The organism is Streptomyces sp. NBC_00647 (assembly GCF_045207245.1).
Classification (GTDB): Bacteria; Actinomycetota; Actinomycetes; order Streptomycetales; family Streptomycetaceae; genus Streptomyces.
In genome coordinates, this window is the sequence record NZ_CP109040.1 from 8510635 (window position 1) to 8534787 (window position 24153).

19 protein-coding genes are annotated in these 24153 nt (G+C 72.2%); 12 read left to right on the plus strand and 7 right to left on the minus strand.

Annotated features, from left to right (window positions below; translation table 11 throughout):
- Positions 1 to 269 precede the first annotated feature (269 nt).
- The 3 genes from OG788_RS37315 (at position 270) to OG788_RS37325 (ending at position 4185) form a co-directional block, all read left to right on the plus strand.
- Positions 270 to 1082, plus strand: a complete 813-nt coding sequence (locus tag OG788_RS37315; RefSeq protein WP_406375408.1) for an SAM-dependent methyltransferase — start codon at positions 270 to 272, stop codon at positions 1080 to 1082.
- Entirely contained in the window at positions 1079 to 3214 is a 2136-nt protein-coding gene (locus tag OG788_RS37320; RefSeq protein ID WP_406375409.1) for a putative bifunctional diguanylate cyclase/phosphodiesterase, read from the plus strand. The genes OG788_RS37315 and OG788_RS37320 overlap by 4 nt, the downstream gene beginning before the upstream one ends.
- Before the next feature lie 191 nt (positions 3215 to 3405).
- The gene (locus tag OG788_RS37325; RefSeq protein WP_351554617.1) at positions 3406 to 4185 is read left to right on the plus strand and encodes an oxidoreductase; all 780 of its coding nucleotides are present in this window, start codon (positions 3406 to 3408) and stop codon (positions 4183 to 4185) included.
- Positions 4186 to 4234: 49 nt separating this feature from the next.
- On the opposite strand, the gene OG788_RS37330 is transcribed toward OG788_RS37325, so the two are convergent.
- Positions 4235 to 5122 (minus strand): LysR family transcriptional regulator, encoded by an 888-nt coding sequence (locus OG788_RS37330; RefSeq protein WP_406375410.1) that lies wholly within the window; start codon positions 5120 to 5122, stop codon positions 4235 to 4237.
- Positions 5123 to 5242: 120 nt separating this feature from the next.
- Here OG788_RS37330 and OG788_RS37335 point away from each other — a divergent pair, with 120 nt between their 5' ends.
- From OG788_RS37335 to OG788_RS37355, 5 genes are all read left to right on the plus strand, one after another.
- Positions 5243 to 5914 (plus strand): succinate dehydrogenase, encoded by a 672-nt coding sequence (locus OG788_RS37335; protein WP_351554659.1) that lies wholly within the window; start codon positions 5243 to 5245, stop codon positions 5912 to 5914.
- Between the two features lies 1 nt (position 5915).
- Positions 5916 to 7865: a fumarate reductase/succinate dehydrogenase flavoprotein subunit gene (locus OG788_RS37340; protein ID WP_406375411.1), complete on the plus strand. Its 1950-nt coding sequence runs from the start codon at positions 5916 to 5918 to the stop codon at positions 7863 to 7865.
- Positions 7862 to 8611 carry a succinate dehydrogenase/fumarate reductase iron-sulfur subunit gene (locus OG788_RS37345; protein WP_356756138.1) on the plus strand — a complete coding sequence of 250 codons (750 nt, stop codon included), beginning with the start codon at positions 7862 to 7864 and terminating at the stop codon, positions 8609 to 8611. The genes OG788_RS37340 and OG788_RS37345 overlap by 4 nt, the downstream gene beginning before the upstream one ends.
- A gap of 265 nt (positions 8612 to 8876) precedes the next feature.
- Complete coding sequence (locus tag OG788_RS37350; protein WP_406375412.1) at positions 8877 to 9647, plus strand: GNAT family N-acetyltransferase; 771 nt, start codon at positions 8877 to 8879, stop codon at positions 9645 to 9647.
- A gap of 77 nt (positions 9648 to 9724) precedes the next feature.
- Complete coding sequence (locus OG788_RS37355; RefSeq protein ID WP_406376950.1) at positions 9725 to 10600, plus strand: lysophospholipid acyltransferase family protein; 876 nt, start codon at positions 9725 to 9727, stop codon at positions 10598 to 10600.
- A 125-nt stretch (positions 10601 to 10725) separates the two neighbouring features.
- Here the strand turns inward: OG788_RS37355 and OG788_RS37360 are convergent, their stop codons facing one another.
- The 3 genes from OG788_RS37360 to OG788_RS37370 all read right to left on the minus strand — a co-directional run bounded on the left by OG788_RS37360 (position 10726) and on the right by OG788_RS37370 (position 14825).
- Positions 10726 to 13080 carry an ATP-binding cassette domain-containing protein gene (locus tag OG788_RS37360; RefSeq protein ID WP_406375413.1) on the minus strand — a complete coding sequence of 785 codons (2355 nt, stop codon included), beginning with the start codon at positions 13078 to 13080 and terminating at the stop codon, positions 10726 to 10728.
- A gap of 87 nt (positions 13081 to 13167) precedes the next feature.
- Positions 13168 to 14217 (minus strand): LLM class flavin-dependent oxidoreductase, encoded by a 1050-nt coding sequence (locus OG788_RS37365; protein WP_406375414.1) that lies wholly within the window; start codon positions 14215 to 14217, stop codon positions 13168 to 13170.
- A gap of 107 nt (positions 14218 to 14324) precedes the next feature.
- Positions 14325 to 14825, minus strand: a complete 501-nt coding sequence (locus OG788_RS37370) for a methylated-DNA--[protein]-cysteine S-methyltransferase (RefSeq protein ID WP_406375415.1) — start codon at positions 14823 to 14825, stop codon at positions 14325 to 14327.
- A gap of 234 nt (positions 14826 to 15059) precedes the next feature.
- Between OG788_RS37370 and OG788_RS37375 the strand changes: the two genes are divergently transcribed.
- The 3 genes from OG788_RS37375 (at position 15060) to OG788_RS37385 (ending at position 19476) form a co-directional block, all read left to right on the plus strand.
- The gene (locus OG788_RS37375; protein WP_406375416.1) at positions 15060 to 15833 is read left to right on the plus strand and encodes a nuclear transport factor 2 family protein; all 774 of its coding nucleotides are present in this window, start codon (positions 15060 to 15062) and stop codon (positions 15831 to 15833) included.
- A 77-nt stretch (positions 15834 to 15910) separates the two neighbouring features.
- On the plus strand, positions 15911 to 16879 hold the full coding sequence (locus tag OG788_RS37380; protein WP_406375417.1) for an aldo/keto reductase: 969 nt from the start codon (positions 15911 to 15913) through the stop codon (positions 16877 to 16879).
- 563 nt (positions 16880 to 17442) lie between these two features.
- Entirely contained in the window at positions 17443 to 19476 is a 2034-nt protein-coding gene (locus tag OG788_RS37385) for a ricin-type beta-trefoil lectin domain protein (protein ID WP_406375418.1), read from the plus strand.
- Positions 19477 to 19643: 167 nt separating this feature from the next.
- Here the strand turns inward: OG788_RS37385 and OG788_RS37390 are convergent, their stop codons facing one another.
- Together OG788_RS37390 and OG788_RS37395 are read right to left on the minus strand one after the other, a co-directional pair.
- Positions 19644 to 20414, minus strand: a complete 771-nt coding sequence (locus tag OG788_RS37390) for a DUF4232 domain-containing protein (RefSeq protein ID WP_406375419.1) — start codon at positions 20412 to 20414, stop codon at positions 19644 to 19646.
- A gap of 142 nt (positions 20415 to 20556) precedes the next feature.
- Complete coding sequence (locus OG788_RS37395; protein WP_406375420.1) at positions 20557 to 21942, minus strand: serine/threonine-protein kinase; 1386 nt, start codon at positions 21940 to 21942, stop codon at positions 20557 to 20559.
- A 46-nt stretch (positions 21943 to 21988) separates the two neighbouring features.
- Between OG788_RS37395 and OG788_RS37400 the strand changes: the two genes are divergently transcribed.
- Complete coding sequence (locus tag OG788_RS37400; RefSeq protein ID WP_406375421.1) at positions 21989 to 22540, plus strand: RNA polymerase sigma factor; 552 nt, start codon at positions 21989 to 21991, stop codon at positions 22538 to 22540.
- A 239-nt stretch (positions 22541 to 22779) separates the two neighbouring features.
- Here the strand turns inward: OG788_RS37400 and OG788_RS37405 are convergent, their stop codons facing one another.
- Positions 22780 to 24129, minus strand: coding sequence for a jacalin-like lectin (locus OG788_RS37405; protein WP_406375422.1), 1350 nt, complete (start codon positions 24127 to 24129; stop codon positions 22780 to 22782).
- Positions 24130 to 24153 lie beyond the last annotated feature (24 nt).

Consider the following 24153-nt stretch of genomic DNA (forward strand, 5'->3'; position numbering starts at 1 on the left):
GGATGTGAAAGAACGCGGCTGTTCTCCGCGCGAGGTGGCCACGCTTCGTGACTCCGCGGAGCTTTTTGGAATGCTTCGGAGCGATTTCGCGGCGGCGGTGAGTTGCGTGCGGCAGCGACGTTCGCAGGCGCCAATTCGGCACTTGCCCTTGGCAGTGACCGGGAACGGACGGCCAATTTCCGTTTTGACTCGCTCCTTTGGCGGGCGATCAGTAGCCTCTGCTCGAACACCGGATCGTCTACGCCGTCGCCTACGCCTTGGAGAGATAGATGGAGCGTCCCGCCTGGGCCCCCCGCAGCATTGACATCTCAGTGCCGAGCGTGTCCCGTATCTACGACTACTACCTGGGCGGTTCGCACAACTTCGAGGTCGACCGGGAAGCGGCACGCAAGGCGATGGAGTTCGTGCCGGGACTTCCCAAGGTCATGCAGGCGAACCGGGCGTTCATGCGCCGGGCCGTTCGCTTCGCGGCCGGCGAGGGCATCGATCAGTTCCTCGACATCGGCTCGGGCATCCCGACATTCGGCAATGTCCACGAGATCGCCCAGGCCACCCGGCCCGGCGCACGGGTCGTCTACGTCGACCACGATCCGGTTGCCGTCGCACACAGCCAGGCCGTGCTGCGGGACAACGAGGACGCGGACGTCGTCGCCGCCGATCTTCTCAAGCCCCAGGAAATCCTGGCGAGCGCCCAGGTTCAGCAACTGATCGACCTGAACCGGCCGGTCGCCCTGCTTCTCGTTGCCATACTTCACTTCGTGGAAGACGCGGACGACCCGTACCGGGCGGTGGCCGAACTGCGCGACGCCCTCGCGCCGGGCAGCCTGCTCGTCGTCACGCATGCCTCCTTCGAGGGAATTCCGCTCCCGAAGGAGCAGGCCGAGGGCACGGTCGACGTCTACAAGAACATCCGCAACCCGCTGATCATGCGCACGCGCGAGGAGATCGCGCGGTTCTTCGAGGGGTACGACATGGTGGAACCCGGACTGGTGCCGATGCCGAACTGGCGGCCCGACACGGCACCCGAGGACGAGGATCCTTATTCCTTCTCCGGGTTCGGCGGCGTGGGACGCACGGCGTGACCGCCGAGCCGGACGGGCCGGAAGACAGACTGCGCCGGTTCGCGACGATCTGGAGCCGCGCGGTCTTCCCCGTCACCTCCACCTCGCTGACCCGGCCCGAGTTCGAGGAACAACTGCTGCCGCTCGCACGGCGGTTGAGTGAGGCGCTGCGCGCCAGGAACTTCGAGGCGGCCGAGGGCCGGGCCGTCGGCGCCGCGCTCGTCGCCGCACACTGCACCGACCCCGAGGCGCTCAGCCGCGCCCTCGACTGCGTCGACGCCTATCTGGTGCTCTACTGCGGCGAGGACGGGCCCCAGGAGGCGCTGCGGACCCGCTCCGCCCGCCTCCAGCACGCCATGGCCGCCGGATACGCGCAGGCGCTCCGGGAGCGGACGCTGGCCGAGCAGCAGGCCATCTCCCAGGCGGCGTTGACCGCGCGCAGCGCGGTCGCCGAGGCGCTGCACGACAGCGAGGCCCGCTTCCGCGCGGTCTTCGAGGGCGCGGCCATAGGCATCGGCATCGCCGACCTCGACGGCAACATCCTCCAGGTCAACGGAGCCTTGCTGAGGATGTTCGGCGGCTCCGAACAGTCCATGCGCGGCCGCCGGGTCACGGAGTGGACCCACGCCGAGGACGCGCCCCAAGTGTGGCGGCTGTACGAGGAGTTGGTGCGCGGCGAGCGCGAGCACTATCACGTCGAGAAGGCCTTCTACCGCCCCGACGGCACCGCCCTGTGGACCAACCTGACGGTCTCGCTGCTGCGCGACGCGGACGGCGAACCCCAGTACCAGCTGGCGCTGATGGAGGACACCACCGAGCGGCGGCTGCTCAATCTGCGGCTGCGCTACGAGGCGACGCACGACGCGCTCACCGGACTGCCCAACAGGACCCTGTTCTTCGAGCGTCTGGAGAAGGCGCTGGCGGCGGGGAAGGGCCAGCGCTTCGGCCTGTGCTACCTCGACCTCGACGGCTTCAAGACCATCAACGACAGCCTCGGGCACGCGGCCGGCGACCGGCTGCTCGTCGAGGTCGCCGACCGTCTCCAGTCCTGTGCCACCGCTCCCGGCGAGATGGTCGCCCGGCTCGGCGGCGACGAGTTCGTGGCCCTCACCACCGGCCCGAACACCGAGCGCGAGGTCGACGAGCTGGCCGGGCGCATCATGAACGCGCTGGTGACCCCGATCAGGGTCGACGGCCGAGACCTGACCGTGCGGGGCAGCGTCGGCGTCGTCGAGGGCCCGGCCGGGGAGCGCGGCGCCGCCGAGGTGCTGCGCAGCGCCGACATCACGATGTACCGGGCCAAGTCCGCGGGCGGCAACCGCTTCGAACTGGCCGACCCCGAGGCCGACGCCCGCGCCATCACCCGCAACGGCCTCACCACCGCGCTGCCCGCCGCCCTGGACCGGGGCGAGTTCTTCATCGAGTACCAGCCGCTGGTGCACCTCGGCGACGGCAGTGTGCGCGGCGCGGAGGCGCTGGTGCGCTGGCTGCACCCGCAGCACGGCGTCCTCGGCCCCGACCGTTTCATCCCGCTCGCCGAGCACACCGGACTGATCGTGCCGCTCGGCCGCTGGGTCCTGGAGCAGTCGGTGCGCCAGGCCCGCACCTGGCAGGAACGGCATTCCGGCGCGGGCCCGCTCCGCGTCAACGTCAATCTCTCGCCCTGCCAGCTGACCCATCCCGGCCTGGTCCAGGACACGGTCGACATCCTGGAACGCGAGGGCCTCGACGCCCGGGCGCTGTGCCTGGAGGTCACCGAGTCCGCGCTGATCGGCGCCGACGACGACCTGCTCAAACCCCTGCGCCGGCTCGCGGAGATGGGCGTCGACATCGCCCTCGACGACTTCGGCACCGGTTACTCCAATCTCGCCAACCTCCGCCGCCTGCCGGTCAGCATCCTCAAGCTGGACCGGTCCTTCACCCAGGGCATGCAGCAGTTCCCGGCGGATCCGGTCGATCTGAAGATCGTCGAGGGCATCGTCTCGCTCGCCCACAGTCTCGACCTCGCGGTCACGGTCGAGGGCGTGGAGACCGGCGCCCAGGCCGAACAGCTGCGGATACTGGGCTGCGACACCGCCCAGGGCTGGTACTACGCACGGCCCGGGCCGCCGGAGCGGCTGCACGAGCTGGCGCTGGTCGACGCGACCGCCTGAGCGCATCCACGCGGCGCGGTCTCCCGGAACGGAGGCCGCGCCGCGTCGGCGTGGGAGGACGGCGCGCCGCACCGTGCCGGATGTCATGACCCGCCCGGCGGCCGGGGCGCCCGCCGCCCGCACGCCTCGCGCGCCCGGCCCTCCGTATGTCTCACTGACAGGACGCACCTCTCACAGATGGAGCCGGACGGATGAGTACGGAACTTCAGGGCAGGACCGCCGTCGTCACCGGAGCCAGCAAGGGCATCGGACTCGCGGTCACCGAGACGCTGGCCGGCGCGGGCGCGACGGTGATCGCCGGCTCCCGCGGCACGTCCCCGGGCCTCGACGCGCTGGTCGGCAAGGGTCACGTCACCTGGGTGCCCGTCGACCTCGCCGAACCCGACGCGGCGGGACGGCTCGTCGAGGCGGCGGGCGGGCGGATCGACGTCCTGGTCAACAACGTGGGCTCGGCCCCCGCCCGCACCGGTGGCTTCCTTTCGGTGACCGACGAGGAGTGGCGGCGCACCGTGGATCTGAACCTGCTGACGGCCGTACGGGTCACCCGTGCGGCCCTGCCGTCGATGCTGGCCGCCGGGCAGGGCTCGATCGTGACGATCGGCTCGGTCAACGCGACCCTGCCCGACCCTCTGGTCATCGACTACAGCGCCGGCAAGGCCGCCCTGGTCGCGTTCTCCAAGGCGCTGTCCAAGGAGGTCGGCCCGAAGGGCGTCCGGGTCAACACCGTGAGCCCCGGCCCGGTGGAGACCGACCTGTGGCTCGGCGGCGGGGGAGTGGCGGCGACGGTCTCGGCGGCGGCCGGGCTCACCCCCGACGACGTGGTCGCCCAGGCGTCCGGCGCGACCGTCACCGGCCGCTTCTCCAAGCCGTCCGAGGTCGCCGACCTGGTGCTCTTCCTCGCCGGGGACCGCGCGCGCAACATCACCGGCAGCGACTTCGTCATCGACGGCGGCTTCATCCCCACCTGGTGAACCGGGCCGGGCCCGTGGTGCCGCGCCGCGCGCCCGGGTCCGCCCGCCCTCAGCGTTCCAGCAGCATCCGCTGAAGCTCCCGGGCCGCCCGCGGCGGCGCCACGTCGCTGCGGTGCGCCAGCGCGATCGTCCGGTGGAGACCGGGCCGGGCCAGCGGTGTCACCCGCAGGCCGCGCCCGGACCGGGTGGCGACCATACGCGGGACGACGGCCACGCCGAGGCCCGCCCGGACGAAGCCGAGGACCGCGTCCATCTCGCCGCCCTCGACCGCGAAGTCGGGTTCGAAGCCCTCGGCGCGACAGGCGGCGACGGTCAGTTCCCGCAGGTCGTAGCCGTGCCGGAACATCACGAGCCGCTCGCCCTCCAGATCGGCGACACGCACCGTGCGCCGGCCGCCCCCGCCGGGCGCCGGGGCGTCCGGCGACGACACCACCACCAGGTCCTCGCGCAGCAGCTCCACCGTGGTCAGCGCGGGGGACGGGGTGGGCAGCGGGAGGACGACCAGGGCGAGGTCCAGGGCGCCGCGCGCGAGTTCCCGTACGAGATCGTGCGAGCCGCCCTCCTCGATCAGCAGACGGATGCCCGGGTAGCGGTCGTGGAAGGCGCGCAGCACGTCGGGCAGCAGGCCCGTGCACAGGCTCGGGGTCGCGCCGAGCCGCACCCGGCCGCTGCGCAGCTGGGCCAGCTCCTGCACCTCGTGCCGGGCCGTGTCCGCGTCCGCGAGGATGCGCCGGGCCAGCGGCAGCAACGCCTCGCCCGCGTCGGTGAGCGTGATGTTCCCGCGCGCCCGCAGGAAGAGATCCGCCCCCAACTCCCGCTCCAGCGACTTGATCTGCTGGGACAGCGAGGGCTGCGCGACATGCACCAGATCGGCGGCCCGGGTGAAATGCCGGGTCTCCGCGACGGCCACGAAGTACTGGAGCTGCTGGAACTGCATCCTTCGACGATAGTTCATGCCTATGGAAACCAGCTGGACCATGTCTTGGACTGATCGGTTCCCCGGGTCTTAGCGTTCTGTCCCATGGCTCTGGCAACGCGGACGGACCGACGGCCGTCCATGGCGCGCACCGTGTGGGACAGCTCCGTCGGCAAGAAGACCGTGATGGCCGTCAGCGGCCTGATCATGCTGCTCTACCTGGTCGCCCACATGATCGGGAACCTGAAGATCTACTTCGGCGCGGGCGAGTTCGACCACTACGCGCACTGGCTGCGCACCGTCGGCGAACCCTTCATGCACTACGAGTGGACGCTGTGGCTCATCCGTGTGGTGCTGGTCGTCGCCGTGGTCGCGCACGCCGTCTCCGCCTACCAGCTCAGCCGCCGCGACATCAGGGCGCGCCCCGACAAGTACGTCCACCGGAAGCGGCGGGCGAGCTACGCCACGCGCACCATGCGCTGGGGCGGGATCATCCTCGGCCTGTTCATCGTCTGGCACCTCCTCGACCTGACGACCGGCACGGTGCACTCCGGCGGCTTCCAGGAGGGCCACCCCTACCAGAACGTCGTGGACACCTTCTCCACCTGGTACGGCAACGTCGTCTACATCGTCGCCATGCTCGCGCTCGGCCTGCACGTCCGGCACGGCTTCTGGAGCGCCGCCCAGACCCTCGGGGCCGGCAGCCGCACCCGCGACCGTGCCCTCAAAACCGTCGCCAACGTTCTCGCGCTGGTGCTCACGGCGGGGTTCATCTCCGTACCCGTCGGTGTCATGACCGGAGTGGTGAGCTGACATGACCGCATACGCTGCCTACCGGACCGGTGAACCGGTCGTCGACGGCAAGGCCCCGCAGGGGCCCGTCAACGAGCGCTGGGACAAGCGCCGCTTCGAGGCCAGGCTGGTCAACCCGGCCAACCGCCGCAAGCACACCGTGATCGTCGTCGGCACCGGCCTCGCGGGCGGATCGGCGGGCGCCACGCTCGCCGAACAGGGCTACCACGTCGTCCAGTTCTGCTACCAGGACTCCCCACGCCGTGCCCACTCGATCGCCGCGCAGGGCGGCATCAACGCGGCGAAGAACTACCGCAACGACGGCGACTCCGTCCACCGGCTCTTCTACGACACCGTCAAGGGCGGCGACTTCAGGGCGCGCGAGTCCAACGTCCACCGCCTGGCGCAGATCTCGGTCGAGATCATCGACCAGTGCGTCGCGCAGGGCGTGCCCTTCGCCCGCGAGTACGGCGGACTCCTCGACACCCGTTCCTTCGGCGGCGTCCAGGTCTCCCGCACCTTCTACGCCCGCGGCCAGACAGGCCAGCAACTCCTGCTCGGCGCCTACCAGGCGCTGTCCCGGCAGATCGCCGCGGGCAACATCGAGATGCACCCGCGCACCGAGATGCTCGACCTGATCGTGGTCGACGGACGGGCCCGCGGCATCGTGGCCCGCGACCTGATCACCGGCAGGATCGACACGTACTACGCGGACGCCGTCGTCCTGGCGAGCGGTGGCTACGGCAACGTCTTCTACCTCTCGACGAACGCCATGAACTCCAACGCCACCGCCGTCTGGCGGGCCCACCGGCGCGGCGCGTACTTCGCCAACCCCTGCTTCACCCAGATCCACCCCACCTGCATCCCGCGCACCGGCGACCACCAGTCGAAGCTGACGCTGATGAGCGAGTCGCTGCGCAACGACGGCCGTATCTGGGTTCCCAAGGCGCACGGCGACACCCGGCCGCCGAACGAGATCCCCGAGGACGAGCGCGACTACTACCTGGAGCGCATCTACCCCGCCTTCGGCAACCTCGTGCCCCGTGACATCGCCTCCCGCGCCGCCAAGAACGTCTGCGACGAGGGCAGGGGGGTGGGCCCCGGCGGCCAGGGCGTCTACCTGGACTTCGCCGACGCCGTCCGGCGGATGGGCCGCGCCCGGGTCGAGGAGAAGTACGGCAACCTCTTCGACATGTACGCCCGGATCACCGCCGAGGACCCGTACACCGTGCCCATGCGGATCTACCCCGCCGTGCACTACACGATGGGCGGACTGTGGGTCGACTACGACCTCCAGACCACCGTCCCCGGCCTGTTCGCCATCGGTGAGGCCAACTTCTCCGACCACGGCGCGAACCGGCTCGGCGCCTCGGCCCTCATGCAGGGACTCGCCGACGGCTACTTCGTTCTGCCGTCGACCATCAACGACTACCTCGCCCGCAACCCCCACCACGACGAGATCACCGACGAACACCCCGCCGTCCAGGAGGTGCTGGCCGACACGGAGGACCGGCTGCGGCTGCTCCTCGCCGTCGACGGCGACCGCACCCCCGACTCCTTCCACCGCGAACTCGGCGAACTCATGTGGGAGTTCTGCGGCATGGCCCGTACCGAGAGCGGCCTGCGCAAGGCCCTGGAGCGCATTCCCCAGATCCGCGAGGAGTTCTGGCGGCGCATCAAGGTTCCCGGCACCGGCGAGGAGTTCAACCAGTCCCTGGAGAAGGCCAACCGGATCGTCGACTACCTGGAGCTCGCCGAGCTGATGTGCCTCGACGCGCTGCACCGCGCCGAGTCCTGCGGCGGCCACTTCCGCGAGGAGTCCCAGACCCCGGACGGCGAAGCGGCCCGCCGGGACGAGGAGTTCTCGTACGCGGCCGCCTGGGAGTTCACCGACACCGGTGACGCGCCCGTCCTGCACAGGGAAGACCTGGTCTTCGAGTACGTCCACCCCACCCAGCGGAGCTACGCATGAAGCTCACCCTGCGCGTCTGGCGGCAGAAGAACGCCGACGCCGACGGAGCGATGTCCACGTACGAGGTGGACGGCATCTCGGCCGACATGTCCTTCCTGGAGATGCTCGACACCCTCAACGAGGAACTCATCCTCGAAGGCGACGACCCCGTCGCCTTCGACCACGACTGCCGCGAGGGCATCTGCGGCGCCTGCAGCCTGGTCATCAACGGCGACGCCCACGGACCCGAGCGCACCACCACCTGCCAGCTGCACATGCGCTCCTTCCACGACGGCGACACGATCGACATCGAGCCGTGGCGGGCCTCCGCATTCCCGGTCGTCAAGGACCTCGTCGTCGACCGCTCCGCCTTCGACCGGATCATCCAGGCCGGCGGCTACATCACCGCCCCGACCGGGGCCGCTCCTGAGGCACACGCCACGCCCGTACCCAAGCCCGACGCCGACTTCGCCTTCGAGCACGCCGAGTGCATCGGCTGCGGCGCCTGTGTCGCGGCCTGCCCGAACGGCGCCGCGATGCTGTTCACCTCGGCCAAGGTCAACCACCTGAACGTACTGCCCCAGGGCACGCCGGAGCGGGAGACCCGGGTGCTCGACATGGTGGCGCAGATGGACGACGAGGGCTTCGGCGGCTGCACCCTCGCGGGAGAGTGCGCGACCGCCTGCCCCAAGGGCATCCCTCTGGTCTCCATCACCGGCATGAACAAGGAGTGGCTGCGCGCCACCCGCAAGCAGGGCAGGCGTTAGCCGCAAAGTCGTTCGCCGTACGGTGCGGACGGGCGGGACCGGGTGTGGTGCTCCTCCCCGGTCCCGTCTCGCGTTTCCGGGCCACCCCTGTCATTCAGCATCCTCACATCCGTCCTCCTGGCACTGGTCACGCGCACGCCAACCGGCATCGGAAGAACAGGAGCGCGCAGACCGAACGGATCCGGCCTGCCTCCCCCGAGCTCTCAGCTCCTTTCGAGCAAGGGGTACCCCCTCCGCCGAACCGGCCCGTGACCAGGAGAGTGCCATGACCGGCGTTTCCACCCTCGACAGCCCGCCCCAGCCCGTCGCTCCCACCCGCTACACCGTCACCCTGGCCCGCGACGAGGCCGACGTCCGGGCCGCCCAGCGACTGCGCCACGACGTCTTCGCCGGGGAGATGGGCGCCCTCCTGAACACCCCGCAGCCGGGCCTCGACATCGACGCCTTCGACGCGTACTGCGACCACCTGCTCGTCCGTGACACGGAGACCGGCCAGGTCGTCGGCACCTACCGGCTGCTGCCGCCCGAGCGTGCCGCGATCGCCGGACGCCTCTACTCGGAGAGCGAGTTCGACCTCGGACCGCTGGCCGGAATCCGCTCCGGGCTGGTCGAGGTCGGCCGCTCCTGCGTCCACCCCGACCACCGTGACGGCGCGGTCATCGGCCTGATCTGGGCCGGGATCGCCCGCTACATGGTCGACGGCGGCCACGAGTGGCTCGCCGGCTGCTGCTCCATACCGCTCGCCGACGGCGGCACGCTCGCCGCGGGCACCTGGGACCGGGTGCGGGCCAAACACCTGGCGCCGGAGGAGTTCCGCGTCCGTCCGCTGCTGCCCTGGAGCGCGGAGGGCGTCGCCCGCCCCGGGCGCACCGAGCTGCCCCCGCTGCTGCGCGGCTATCTGCGGCTGGGCGCGTGGGTGTGCGGGGAGCCCGCGCACGACGTGGACTTCGGTGTCGCGGACATGTACGTGCTGCTGTCGATGAGCCGCGTCAACCCCCGCTACCTCCGCCACTTCCTCTCGCTCGTTCCCGCCTGATGAGCGCGCCCCGCACGGGAGCGCCACGCCTCGTGACCGTCCGCCGCCCCCGGGCCGGCGGACGGCCGGGAACGGGGGTGCTCCCCGGAGCCGTCCCCGCGCCACGGCGGCCACTCGCCGGCCGTCCCGCCCCGCGGGTCAGTGCCTGGCTGCCCACCGCGCCCTGCTCACCGCGCGGCTGCGTGGAGTCCCCACGGACCTGGACGGGCGTGCCACGTGCTGTCCTGCGGCTGGCCGCGCTCCTGCTCGTGGTCGTCCTCGGCGTCTGCCTGATTCCGCTGGTGGGCCGGATGCGGGCGGAGACGCGCGACCGGTCGATCCGCCGCTGGTGCCTCGCCGTGGTGCGTACCGCCGGGGTCCGCACGCGGATCACCGGAGCGGCCCGGCCCACCGGCGGACTGCTGATCGTGGCCAACCACATCTCGTGGCTGGACATCCCGCTGCTCGCCGCCGTCCGCCCGGCGCGGATGGTCGCCAAGACGGAGGTGCGCGGCTGGCCCGTCGCGGGGCCGCTGGCGGCCTGTGGCGGCACCCTCTTCATCGACCGCGACCGGCTCCGGGCCCTGCCCGGCACGGTCGAGCGGATCGCCGAGACCCTGCGCGGCGGCTCGGCCGTCGCCGTCTTCCCCGAGGGCAGTACCTGGTGCGGGCGCGCCCAGGGGCGCTACCGCCGGGCCGTCTTCCAGGCCGCGCTGGACGCCGGAGTGTCGGTCCAGCCGGTGCGCATCCACTACCGGCTCGCCGGCGGCGCGGCGAGCACCGCGCCCGCCTTCGTCGGCGAGGACGCGCTGCTCGCCTCGCTGTGGCGGGTGGTGTCGGCGCGCGGCCTGGTGGCCGAGGTCACCCTGCGTCCCGCACTCACGCCGGCCGCCCACACGGACCGACGCGCCCTGGCCGAAGCGGCACAGGGGGGTGAGCGCCGCACCGGATCACGTTCCGAGGCGCACCCTTGAGGCCCGGGGCGGTGCCGCCTCGCTTCCCTTCCGCGGCGCACCGTAGATCCGCGGGACCGCGCCCGCCGGCTCGCCCTCCGGCGCACACCCCTCACGTCCGAGGGCCGTGCCACCGGACAGGTCCGTCACCGGAGCCGCCCGAGCGCGCGGGTGAGGTAGGGCGCCGTTCTGCCGGCCGCTGTCGCCACCCGCGCGGGCGGCCCGGCGGCGACGACGCGACCGCCCTCCTCGCCCCCGCCGGGACCCAGATCGATCACCCAGTCGGCACCCGCGACGACCGTCATGTCGTGCTCCACCACCACGACGGTGTGCCCGGCGTCCACCAGACCGTGCAACTGCCGCATCAGCACCTCGACATCGGCCGGGTGCAGTCCCGTCGTCGGTTCGTCGAGCAGATAGAAGGTGTGCCCCCGGCGAACCCGCTGCAACTCGCTCGCCAGCTTGATGCGCTGGGCCTCGCCGCCCGACAACTCCGTCGCGGGCTGGCCGAGTCGCAGATAGCCGAGGCCCACGTCGAGCAGCGTGGCGAGGCTGCGCGTGACGGCCGGGGTGTCCGTCTCGGCGAAGAACCGCGCCGCCGCCTCGACCGTCAGATCCAGCACCTGCGCGATGTTCCGTCCCCGGTACGTCACTTCGAGGGTCTGGGGGTTGTAGCGCGCGCCGCCGCAGTCCGGGCACGGGGCGTAGGTACTGGGCAGGAACAGCAGCTCCACACTGACGAAGCCCTCGCCCTGACAGGTCTCGCAGCGCCCTCCGGCGACGTTGAAGGAGAACCGCCCCACGCCGTAGCCGCGCGCCGTGGCCTCCTCCGTCGCGGCGAACACCTTGCGCACCACGTCGAACAGCCCTGTGTACGTGGCCAGATTGGACCGGGGGGTACGACCGATGGGCTTCTGATCGACACCGACCAGCCGGCCGACGCCCGCCAGCTCCTCCGTCACCTCGCCGATCAGCGTGGACTTCCCGGAGCCGGAGACCCCGGTGACCGCGGTGAACACACCGAGCGGGAACTCGGCGGTGACGCCGCGCAGATTGTGCCGGTTCACCGGGCCGACCGTCACCCGGCCGCGAGGCGGGCGCACCGGGCGGGCCGGGGCGGGGGAGCGGTCGAAGAGGAAGCGCGCCGTCGCGGACTCCGGTACGTCCTCGAGCGCGGCGACCGGGCCGCTGTGCAGGACGCGCCCGCCGTGCTCCCCGGCGTGCGGGCCCACGTCGACCAGCCAGTCCGCGCCGCGTACGACATCGAAGTGGTGCTCCACGACGAACACCGAGTTGCCCGCCGCCTTCAACCGCTCCAGCACGGTGAGCAGAGCCTCCGTGTCCGCCGGGTGCAGTCCGGCGGACGGCTCGTCGAGGACGTACACCACGCCGAAGAGCCCGGAGCGCAACTGTGTCGCCAGACGCAGCCGTTGGAGTTCCCCGGCCGACAGGGTGGGGGTCGCCCGGTCGAGGCTGAGGTAGCCGAGCCCGAGTTCGACGACGGGCGCGATACGGGACGTGAGGTCCTCGGTCAGGACACGGGCGGTCTCGGAGTCGCCCGTGAGGGACTTCGCGAGTTCGACCAGCGGCAGCGCGGCCAGTTCGGCGATGCTCCGCCCCGCGAACGTCACCGCCAGCGCCTCGCGCCGCAGCCTGCTGCCGCCGCACAGCGGACAGGGAGCAGCGGAGAGGAACCGCTCCGCCTTCGCCCGCAGGGTGGCGCTCTTGGTGTCGGAGAACGTCTTCATGACATAACGGCGCGCACTCATGTACGTGCCCTGGTACGGGCGTTGGATGCGTTCGGCCTCGCGCACCGGATGCACGGTGACCACCGGCTGCTCGTCCGTGAACAGGATCCACTCCCGCTCCTCGGCGGACAGCTCGCGCCAGGGCCGGTCCACGTCGTACCCGAGCGTGTCGAGGATGTCCCGCAGGTTCTTGCCCTGCCACGCCCCCGGCCAGGCGGCGATCGCGCCCTCGCGGATCGACAGCGAGGGATCGGGGACGAGCAACTCCTCCGTCGTCCGGTGCACTTGACCGAGACCGTGGCACTCGGGGCACGCCCCGGCCGCGGTGTTCGGCGAGAACGCGTCCGAGTCCAGCCGCTCGGCGCCGGCCGGGTACTCACCCGCCCTCGAGAACAGCATCCGCAGCGAGTTGGACAGATTGGTGACCGTGCCCACGGACGAGCGCGAGGTCGGAGCCGACCTCCGCTGCTGGAGGGACACCGCCGGCGGCAGCCCGGTGATCTCCGCGACCTTCGGAGCCCCCACCTGATGGATCAGCCGCCGCGCGTACGGGGCGACCGACTCGAAGTACCGCCGCTGCGCCTCCGCGTAGATCGTCCCGAAGGCCAGCGACGACTTCCCGGACCCCGAAACACCGGTGAACACGACGAGGACGTCCCGGGGGATGTCGACGTCCACACCCCGCAGATTGTGCTCCCGCGCACCGCGGACGCGGACGTAGGGGTCGTGGGGGCGGCCGTCGGGGCTGGGCATCGGCGGGACTCCTGAGCGCGGCCCGGTACCGCGAGCCGGCGGGCCCGGGCCCGGGCGCCGGTGGGGCACGGGGCAAACCCCACGATTCTAGGTCGCGACCAGACCCGCGACCCGGGCGAGGCGGCGGTAGGAGTCCAGGAGGGCGGTCCGGTCGTAGGTGCTGGTGGTGATCAGCAGCTCCTGGGCGCCGGTCTCCTCGACGAGCGTCCGCAGTTCGTCGGCCACCTGGTCCTCGGTGCCGGCGATGTGGCCGGTCAGACCGGACTCGTAGAAGCCGCGCTCCCTGGCGGTCATGGTCAGGGCCTCGACCCGCTCGGCGGGCGGCAGCGGCGGGAACGTGCCGTGGGTGCGGGCGTACGCCATCAACCACGCCTCGGGGAGCAGCAGCCGGCGTGCCTCTTCCGGGCTCGGGGCCACCGCGACCGTGCCGGAGACGACGACGTAGGGCTCCGACGCCCAGACCGAGGGGCGGAAGGCCTCGCGGTACCGGTCGATGCCGTGCCGCGTCTTCTCCCGGTTCCTGAGGTCCCCGATGACCAGGGGGAGTCCCGCCCGCGCGGCGATCGCGGCACCCTCGCCGAGGGCCAGCACGAACGGCGGAACGGTCAGGCCCTCGGACGGGCGCGCGTGCACCCCGGTCGGGGAGGTGCCGCGGAACCAGCCGAGCAGCTCGTCCAGCTGCGCCGCGTAGCCCGCGGACCCGGCGGCGTCCTTGTCCCGGCCGAGCGCCCTGCGGACCCCGTCGGTGAAGCCGACGGAGCGGCCCAGACCCATGTCGATCCGTCCGGGGAACAGGGACTCCAGGACGCCGAACTGCTCGGCCACGACGAGGGGCCGATGGTTCGGGAGCATCACGCCGCCGGTGCCGACCCGGATCGTCCGGGTGGCGGCGGCGACCGCGGCGGCCAGCACGGTGGGCGCGGACCCGGCGACACCGGGGACGCCGTGGTGTTCCGCGACCCAGAACCGGTGATATCCGAGCCGTTCCACCGCGCGCGCCAGCTCCACCGTGTCGCGCAGGGCCTCGGCGGACTCGTGCCCGTCGCGCGTGCGGGAGCGGTCCAGCACCGAGAGGCGCACGGACCACGGACGTGGGCCCGGCTCCCGCGGGGTGTCGTGACGCTGCTCGCTCTGCATGACCGCTCCGGAGAACTGATACCTGTCGTCTCGGTGTCGCGCCGCCGGTCGACCCGCGCCGTCCATGATCCGTCAGGTGCCCGGAGCGGGCAAGGCGCTCACGCCGGTCAGGACGGCACGTTCTCCAGGTCCAGGAGCTGCCGCTTGCGCTCCAGGCCCCCGGCATAGCCGGTGAGCGCGCCGCTCGCGCCGATCACGCGGTGGCAGGGGCGCACGACGAGCAGCGGGTTCGCCCCGATCGCCGTACCGACGGCACGGACCGCGGCCCTCGACGCGCCGATCCGCGCGGCGATCTCGCCGTAGCTGAGCGTGGTGCCGTACGGGATGGCCTCCAGGGCCTTCCAGACGCGCCGCTGGAAGTCGCTGCCGCGCGTCACGTACTCGATGTCGAAGGCGGTCAGCCGGCCGTCGAAGTACGAGCGCAGCTGGGACACGATCTCCCGGAAGGCGTCCGCGTCCTCGCGCCACTCGTCCTGGACGACCGAGCCCTGCTTCTGGCCGGGCACGGACAGGGCGGCGAGCGCTGTGCCGCCCTTCGCGGTGGCCGACTCCTCGCCCACCAGCAGCAGCCGGCCGAGCGGGCTGTCCATCGTCGTGTAGACCGTCATCGGGCCGGTTCCTCTCCAAGGTCGTCTTCCGTGTTCACCCTCAACAGTGCTCCCCTCGCGACATTCCGTCCGGCGGGATTCGGACATCGCGCTGCGCCGACGGCCGGGCTGGAGGTGTGCGGAACGCGGAACGCGCGGCGGGGGGTGCGTCACCGTCCCGCCCGCTGAGGTCGCGCCCGGGCCGGTACGGGCCCACGATCGAAGACGACCACTCCGCACGGCCCAGGAGTCCCCATGGTCTGGATCCCGCAGATCCCCGACCTCGTCGACCGGCTCGGCGCCGCCGAGCTCGCCGACGCGCTGCGCGACCCGGCGTCCGCCACCGTACCCGTCGCCCTCGACGACCCGGAGGCGGGCCGGATCAGCGGTGTCGGGGTCCTGGCCGCCTGGCTGGCCGTGCAGGACAGCTGGCGCGCGGAGCGGAAGGTGGACATCGAGGAGGTCGCGACCACGTTCGGTGACGGGCGGGCCGTCGGTGAGTGGGTCGTGCACCTGGAGGGCCCCGACGGCGAGCGCACCGGGCTGCCGGTGGCCGCCGCCGTGGATCCCGCCTCCCCGCTGCCGGTGCGGATCCACCACTCCCGCCGGCCGCTGCTCGGCCGGCATGTCGTCCGCCGCCCGATGCTGCGGCCGGACCCGAGGGCGCACGCCTCCGACGTGGTGGGCGCCTACAAGGCCGCCGTCGACGCGGGGGACACCGCGGCCGTCGTCGCGGCCTTCGCGCCGGACGGCACCTTCCGCGGGCCGTCCGGCGACGCCTGCCGGCGCGTCGGGACCAAGGAGCTGACCGAGCTCTACGAGTCCTACTTCTCCGCGGGCGGCGGCATCCCGCTCAAGCTGTGCACCGTGACCGAGGACGGCATCCGCAGCGCGTTCGAGTACATCTGCGACCGCTGGGGCGACACCGAGCTGCCGCCGCAGCCGGGGCTCACCGTCTGTGCCCGGGGAGGCGATGGCCTGATCGCGTCGGCGCGCGTGTACGACGACGTGGAAGCCCCCGTGGAGTAGGGCTGCGGGGCCCTCGCGGCGGGCAGGGATCTGTCCTCGGAACTCCCCTCCCCACCGGCACGAGAGCAGGAGTGAGCATGGAGTACGTGAAGCTCGGTTCGACGGGTCTGGACGTCTCCCGGATCTGCCTGGGCTGCATGAGTTTCGGCCTGCCCGACCGAGGCGTCCACGAATGGACCCTCGACGAGGAGGCCTCGCGTCCGTTGATCCGCCAGGCCCTGGAGGCCGGGATCACCTTCTTCGACACCGCGAACGTGTACTCCGACGGCACCAGTGAGGAGATCGTCGGCCGGGTGCTCGCGGAGTCCGCGCGCCGCGACGAGATCGTCATCGCCAGCAAGGTCCACGGCGCGATGCACGAGGGGCCCAACGGCCGTGGTCTGTCCCGCAAGGCGATCATGACGGAGATCGACAACAGCCTGCGCCGCCTCGGCACCGACTACGTCGACCTCTACCAGATCCACCGCTTCGACCGCGTCACCCCCGTCGAGGAGACGATGGAGGCCCTGCACGACGTGGTCAAGGCGGGCAAGGCCCGCTACATCGGGGCGAGTTCGATGTACGCCTGGGAGTTCTCCAAGGCCCAGTACACCGCCACGCTGCACGGCTGGACCAGGTTCGTCTCCATGCAGAACCACTACAACCTCCTCTACCGCGAGGAGGAGCGCGAGATGCTGCCGCTCTGCGCCGACCAGGGTGTCGGCGTCCTGCCGTGGAGCCCGCTGGCCCGCGGCCGGCTCACCCGCGACTGGGACACGGCCACCGCACGCAGCCGCAACGACGCGTTCGGCCGGAACCTGTACCAGGACGGCGACCGCGAGATCGTCGACGCGGTCGCGCGCATCGCCGCCGAGCGCGAGGTGCCGCGCGCCAGGATCGCGCTCGCCTGGCTGCTGCGGCAGAGCACGGTGACCGCGCCCGTCGTCGGCGCCACCAGAGCGCCGCACATCGACGACGCGGTCGCCGCGCTCGACGTGGTGCTCACGGACAAGGAGACCGAGGCGCTGGAACAGCCGTACACGCCCCGCGCGATCAGCGGTCACTGACGCCCCGCCCGCCCTCACCGCGCCCGCCGTCACCCCCATCGGGTCACGACGGCCGGCGCGTCGGTGGCAGTTTCGTGGCACCCGGCACGGACCGCGGAGAGGGGCGACGCGCGAAGGACCGGAATATCGTGCGGAATGGTGCTCGGATGAGCGCGTGAGAGCGCTCCCATTGTGGAGAGTTCGGGACGGATGGCAGAGCCCTCGGGTTTCCGAATTCCTATTGGTCGAGGGTGACTGACATTTGGTCAATATCCTGGGCCGCGGCGTAATTCGGAGAAAATCCGGGATCGCTTGTTCCGGCTCGCCGCCCTGTGCAAAGGTGGGCGTTGTCGGCGTGCAGACAATAGTGGCTTCCTTCTGCGCGCTTACGGCGCGCCCGTTCCCTCCTCGCCCCGACGGGCCGTCAGAGGTGGTCGTTCGCGGCGTGACCCCCCATGGGTAGACCTCCCGACTCTGTCGGGCGGTCTACATACCCATTGGTATGGACTAATTGCCACGCTACCTTTGGGAGGAAAGCGGACGTGAATGACGGAACGCTGTCTCATTCGTCTGACCCCGGCCGCTTGTTCGAGGTTTCGGATGAGCGGCTCGCCGCCGAGCTGAGGAAGAGCCCGGGAGGCACACCCGCGAACTATCCCGTCGGGGAACTCCTGGACCGCCACTGGGAAGCGGTGTTCTCTTACGCGCGGCTGTGCACCGACGGCGTACGTCCCGCCGGAATGCTCACCACCGCCTCATTCACGCGCCTGTTCGGTGATTCGCTGCATCAGGGCGGGCCGAGCGCCGCGTGGCGGCCCCAACTGCTCGTCACCGTCCGCCGCATAGCCTCCGAGTGGCTCATGGACCAGCGGCGCGAACTGCTCGACCCCGAACTCCTCGCCGACGCGGACCGCGAGGACCGGGCTGCCGCGCGGCTGCTGCCGCCGGAGGGCAGGCGCCTGCTGTCCCGGGCCTTCCAGCGGCTGCCCGAACCGGCCCGCTGCCTGCTGTGGCACGGGGAGATCGAGGGCGAGCAACTGGAGCTCCCCGCAGCTCTGTTGGGCCTCTCGCCGGACGAAGCGGTCGTCGAACGGGATCGGGCCAGGGAACGCCTGCGCGAGGGGTGCCTCGAGATCCACCGTGAACTCGCCCCGAGCGAGGAGTGCCGCCGCTACCACCGGATGCTCGACGTCTCCTTCCGGCGCGGCGGCGTCGATCTCGACCCGGACCTGCGGCGCCACATGTCCCGATGCGGCCACTGCCGTGCCGCCGCCGACCAGTTGAACCAGTTCAACGGCGTCCTCGCCGTCCCGCTCGCCGAGGCCGTCCTCGGCTGGGGAGCGCCCGCCTATGTGGCTTCACGGCAGGCGCGCGCGGAGGCGGCCGAAGCGCCGGGGACCGGCGGGGGCGCCGAGGGCGCGGGGGGAGCGGCCGGCGCCGGGAGCGGGCGGGCCGCCGAGGCCGACCCGATCGTCGAGTTCCGGCCCGAGACCGACGCCGTACGCCCGCCCGGCCTTCCCCCGCGCACACCGCCGAACGCTCCGCCCGCCGGCGATTCCCCGTCCCCGGCCCATGACGCGACCGCGCGGCACCCGGCAGCCCCGGCCCGCCCGGGCGAATCCACGCCCGAAGGAGGCGCCCGCCCCTCCCGTCGAGCCGCGCCGCTGTCCGGCACGGGCAGGCGCTCGTCCCGCAGGGCCGCGCCGCACAAGGCCCCCCGGCGCGCCCCGCACCGCCGCAATGTCGCCCTCGCGGTGCTGACCCTCGGCGCACTGATCCTGGTCCCGCTGGTCCTGTGGGCGGCCGATTCGGGTTCCGACGGCGGGAGCGGGACGGCCGACGGAAACGCCACCTCGGGAAAGCCGAGTCCGGGTACGAACCCGTCCTGGGTCGGGACCGACAAGCAGGCGGACGGCACCGTGCGCGGCCGGCTGCGCAACGCCGCGACCGGGCTGTGCGTCGGCATCGCCGGGAAGAAGCCCGTGAAGGGCGTGGAGACCCGGCTCACCTCGTGCACCTCGGAGTCGGCGATGGAATGGTCGTACACGGCGGACGGGCTGCTGCGCGACGCCGCCCACCCCGACCTGTGTCTCGACGCGCACCTGGGCTACTCCGTCCAACTCGCCTCCTGTCCCGGCACGTCGGGGGCCGGCGCCAAGAACGTCCGCTACGACTTCACCCTCCAGGGCATGCTGGTGCCGCGCTGGAACCAGGACCTGGCCCTCGCTCCCGCGGCGGCGAAGGGCGAGTCGGCACTCGTCCTCAAACTCCGCAAGGTCGAGCCGGCCCAGCGCTGGACGCTCGAGACCCCGTCGCCCTCGCTCCAGCTGGAAGTCGTCAACTGGGACTCCTCGCACGGTGGCGCGACGGCCTCCTCCACCCCGGAGTCCACGTCCTCGACGGCACCGGTACCCGCCGCGACCCGGACGCCCGCCGTGACACCGTCCACTCCGGAGCAGGCCACGCAGTCGGCCGCGCCGGGGGACGACTCCTGTTCCTCCTCCTACGACTCCTGTCACTGGGACGGGGGTGACGGCTCGGACCGGGACGGCGGCTACGGCACGGGCTCCGGTGCCGGAGACATCACCGGCGGCGGAGGCCAGGGAGGCCGCAGGTGACCAGGTGACCAGGTGACCCGGTGCGCTCGGCGGTCCCGTGCCTTCTCCCGTCGAGCCGTCGAGCCGTCGAGCCGTCGAGCCGTCGAGCCGTCGGGCCGTCGTGGTGTCCGCGGGGCGCGGCGCCCGAAGCCGGCGGCGCAGCTGAGGGGCGTCTCGCGAGCCGGACTTCAGGTGCCGTTCCCGGCGCGGACGACCGTCAGGGAGACCGACGACGAGTTGCCGGAGACGGGCACCTCGCCCTGCGTCCACTTCACCGTGAGGGAGTCCCTCTCGTCGGGCGGCGTGACGATCAGGGAGGCGGGCGTTGCCGTACGGGCCCCGCTGATCTCCGGGTTGGAGAAGGTCAGGCCCGACCACGCGCTCCGCCCGGGTGCCAGCTCGACCGTCGTCGGCGTGCCCGAGGACCGCCGCGGGTCGGGGCCGAGCTGCTTGCCGGACGCGTCGACGAACGCCGCGCCGGGGTAGCCCCGCACGGTGCAGGTGCGCCCGGAGCGGTTGGTCAGGACGATGGGGAAGTTCTCCTGCCCCGCTCCCGGGTCGTTGCCGCCGACCGAGGCGCGCAGCTCCGAGGTGTGGCAGCGGCGGCCTGCCGCGGCGTTCCCCGCGGAGGCCGGGGCCGAGGCGGATTCCGAGGCCGCGCCCGTTCCCGATCCCGTCTCCTTCGACGGAGCGCTCGCCGCCGGGCCGGACGGTCCGGTGGAACGGGCGCTCGCGCTCGTGTCCCCGGAAGCCGGTTGGGCCGTGCCGGGAAGGTTCCGCGGCGAGCTGTTCGGGGTGTCGTTGCCGCAGGCGGTGAGCAGGCTCAGCAACGCGGCAGCCGCGAGCAGCGCGGCCCGCCGGGCTGCCGGTGAACCGCGGTGCTCGGCGGGTGAGGTGAGGTGCGCGGACACCTCGTCGGGCCGGTCCGTGTCCGCCACCGCGCGCCGGAAGGTCGACATGTGCACTCCTTGGGTCTCTCCGCACGGGCTCCTCGCACGTGCGCACGGCGCGTTGTGCCCCGTCACCACTCTCCGATGCGCCCCGGGACCGAAAAGTTCGCCGCACCGGCCGACGAATTCCGCCGGGTGCGCCCGCCCAGGATCAGGCCTTGACGCGTAGGGAGCCGATGACGCCGTCGGCCGTGTCGTCGTCGCCGCTCTCCTGGCGGATCTGGACGTAGACCTGAGGCTGTCCGGCGCCGCCCGCCGGAGTGAGCGCCGCTTCGGTCAGGGACCCGGTCCGGCCCGGGCAGCCGTCCCAGGCCCGGATCAGCCCGCGCCAGCGCGCACCGGAGTAGCCGCGGCTGCCGGCGTAGTGGCATCCGGCGTGCGCGATCACGCGGACCGCGCCGGTCACGTCGCCGTGTTCGCTGAGTCCGACGAAAGCGCCGTCGACGCCGGAACCGAGGTCCTGCCAGCGCGCCAGGTGATCGGCGACGGCGAGACCGGGTTCCGTGCCGTCCTCGAGGCCCAGCGTCCCCGGATTCCATCCGGAGTCGCGCAGCTGCCCGCCCCAGGAGGCCGGCACCTCCACCGTGACCCGGCCGGTGCCGTCCTCGACCCGGAGGGTCCTCGCAGCGGGGTCCCGGGTCACCAGCAGGGTGGTGGCGACGACCGCGCAGGCCACGACGACGCCGGCCAGTACCGACAGCGCGGTGCGCCGACGGCGCCGGGACCGGGGCACGCCCCCGTCCGAGGCCTCCTCGGCGAGCCGGTCGAGCTCCGCGGCGAAGGCGGCCGCGGTCGGCCAGCGCCGCTCCCGGTCGGGTTCCATGGCGCGCAGCAGCGCCCGCCGGACGTCCGGGCCGACGTCCGCACGGAGCCGGTCGGCCCGTTCGACCTTGCCCGGCGGGCCCGGCACCGAGCCGGTGACGAGGTGGTGGCCGAGGGCGCCCAGGCTGTACACATCGGCCCGCGCGTCGATCCCGGAGCCGGGCCGGGCCTGTTCGGGCGGGGTGTAGCCGGCCGAACCCGCCGCCATGGTGAGGCCGGAGGCCTGAGCCAGGCTCTTGGCCAGTCCGAGGTCGGCCAGCAGCACCCGGTCGGCTCCGCCGGGCGAGGTGCGCAGCAGCACGTTGGACGGCTTGATGTCGCGGTGCACGATCCCGGCCTCGTGCAGCGCGGCCGCGCCCCGGGCCGCCCGTGCCGTCAGGCGCAGCGCCTCGGCGACGGGCAGCGGTCCGGCCTCGATCCGGTCGGCGAGGGTGCCGCCGTCGGCGTACTCCATGACGAAGTAGGGCCTGCCGTCGGGGAGTTCACCGATGTCGTAGACCTGCGCGACCCGGTTCGAATCGGCCTTGCGCAGCAGCCGGGCCTCGGAGAGGAACCGCTCCCGGATGTCCAGTCGGTCGATCCAGTTCTCGGAGAGCACCTTGACCGCGACGCTCGCGTCGAGGACGTCGTCGTGGGCGAGCCAGACCACGCCGAAACCACCGGCGCCCAGTCGCCGCTCCAGACGGTAGCGGCCGATCCGCTCCAGGGAGTCCATGCGACTATCATGCCTGGCCTCTGATCGACACCGAGGGGAGCGCCCGGTGCAGGAACCCGCCGAGACCGAGGAGTTCGCCCTGCGGGCGGCAGCCGGTGACGGGGCGGCACTCGACGAGCTGCTCCAGCGGATCCGGCCCGAGGTCGTGCGGCGGTGCGGACGTTTCCTGCCCTGCCGCGAGGACGCCGAGGAGGCGGCCCAGGACGTCCTGCTCCAAGTGGCCCGGAAGATCGCCACGTTCGAGGGCCGCAGCCGCTTCAGCACCTGGCTCCACACGGTGGTCGCCAACTGCGCCCGGCAGAAGTACCGCGAGTTGAAGCGGCGGGCGGCGGAGCGGCCGGAGGACATCGACGCCGGCCGGTACGTCGATCCGCGCACCACGAGCGTCATCGCGGGTTCCCGGATCGACCTCCTGGAGGCGCTGGAACGGCTGGAGCGCGAACATCCGCACCTGGTGGCACCGTTGGTCTACCGCGACATCTGCCGGCTGGAGTACGCGGAGGTCGCCGAGCGTCTCGGGGTGCCGCTCGGCACGCTCAAGTCCCGTCTGTACGAGGCGCGCAGAAAGGTCAGGCCCTGGCTGTCCGACGCCTCCTGACGATCGGGCCCGCGGTCTGCCGGCTCAGGTCGTCCGTCGCGGCCTGTGGCCGCCATCGCGGTCGCCCGGGGTACGGCCCTCGCGATCGGCCGGATCAGACAGGCCGCCCGCGCGCCGGGTGACCGCGTGTCGTGATCCATCCCGGTCCGTCAAGTCGTCTTGTCCCTCGGCGAGTTGTACGTCAGGCCCGTCCCCGCCGGGTCCGGACGATCGGCGGGGACGGGTTCGGAGGCGTCCGGTCAGCGCCGGGTGTAGATGACGCCGATCTTGTCGACCTCGGTCCCCGCGCGGCCGTGGAAGCCGGCGATCTGCCCGCCGGTCGGCGCGGTGCGGGTCACGCAGTCCGGCGTCGTCGTGCCCCCGGCGAGGGCGCGGCCGAGGTTTGTGGTGAACCTCGCGGAGAAGATCCGGGTGTGACCGTCCTTCACGCCCTGGCACAGCTGGACGGAGGTGATGTACTCACCGCTGCCCAGGGTCAGCGAGGCGGCGATGCCGCCCGTACCGCCGTGCGCGAGCGTGGTGCCGTCGCTCAGGGTCAGCCCCATCCGGTCGACCCGCGCGCCGCTGCTCAGTGAGACCGTGGTCGGGCGGGCGCCGGCCGGCACCTTGGCGATGTCGTTGAAGTGGTCGCCGTGCGGCCCGCCGAACTGGTCACTGAGCTGGAAGTCCGCGTTCCGTGACCAGCTGAACGCGGCGGATATCGGGTCGTGGTCGGAGAGCATCAGACCGTCGGTGGTCAGGAAGCGCGCGTGCTCGTTGTCGTAGCCGGTGGCGTCGAGCGTGACGAGCTTGCTGCCGCGGTACAGGATCTTGTCGACGACCTCGCAGGTGTTGGGCACGGTGGCGCCGGTCTGGTCGCAGACCAGCGCGTCGCTTCCCTTGGCCGGTGGGGTGCCGCCGCGGACGAGCCGGACCCAGGCGTCCGTCAGACCGTTGGCCGCGGCGAACTCCGCGATGGTGTCGCCGGAGCGGGTGTAGCGGGTGTTCGTGTCACCCATGACGACGATGGCGTTGCCCGCCGAGTGCGTGCCGATGAAGGCGGTCAGCTGGTCGAGGTTGTCGGCGCGGGCGGCGAGATCGCCGTCGCTGGTGCCCGCGTTGGTGTGCACGTTGTAGAAGTCGACGTAGACGCCCTCCGCGAGCCGTTCCCGCATGAAGGTGAAGCCCTTGGGGGTGAGGCAGTCGCCGGAGTCGAGCTGGCAGGCGTTCCAGCCGACCCGCTCGAAGTCGTCGGTGTCGTAGGGGATCTTCGACAGGGAGTTGAGGCCGCTGCCGATGCCGGCGCCGCCGCTGGTGGGGGTGCGGTAGGGGTGCGCGGCGTCGGCCGCGTACAGGTTCGCGTGGTAGTTGAAGTCCTCCTCGACATGGACGATGTCGTAGGGGGAGATGCGCCCGCCGATCGTCGTGGTGCTGGACCCACGGGGTGTCGGCGCGCTGGAGATGCCGTCGGGCAGTCCGGCGACGTTGTAGGTGAGCACGCTGAAGGTGCCCGAGTCGGCGGCAGCGGCGGGAGGCGCGGCCGCGGTGAGTCCGCCGAGTGCGGCGGCTGCCGCCGCGGCACCGGCGAGAAGTCTGCGGAGCGGGGACATGGGGGTGTCTCCTGAGGACGAAGG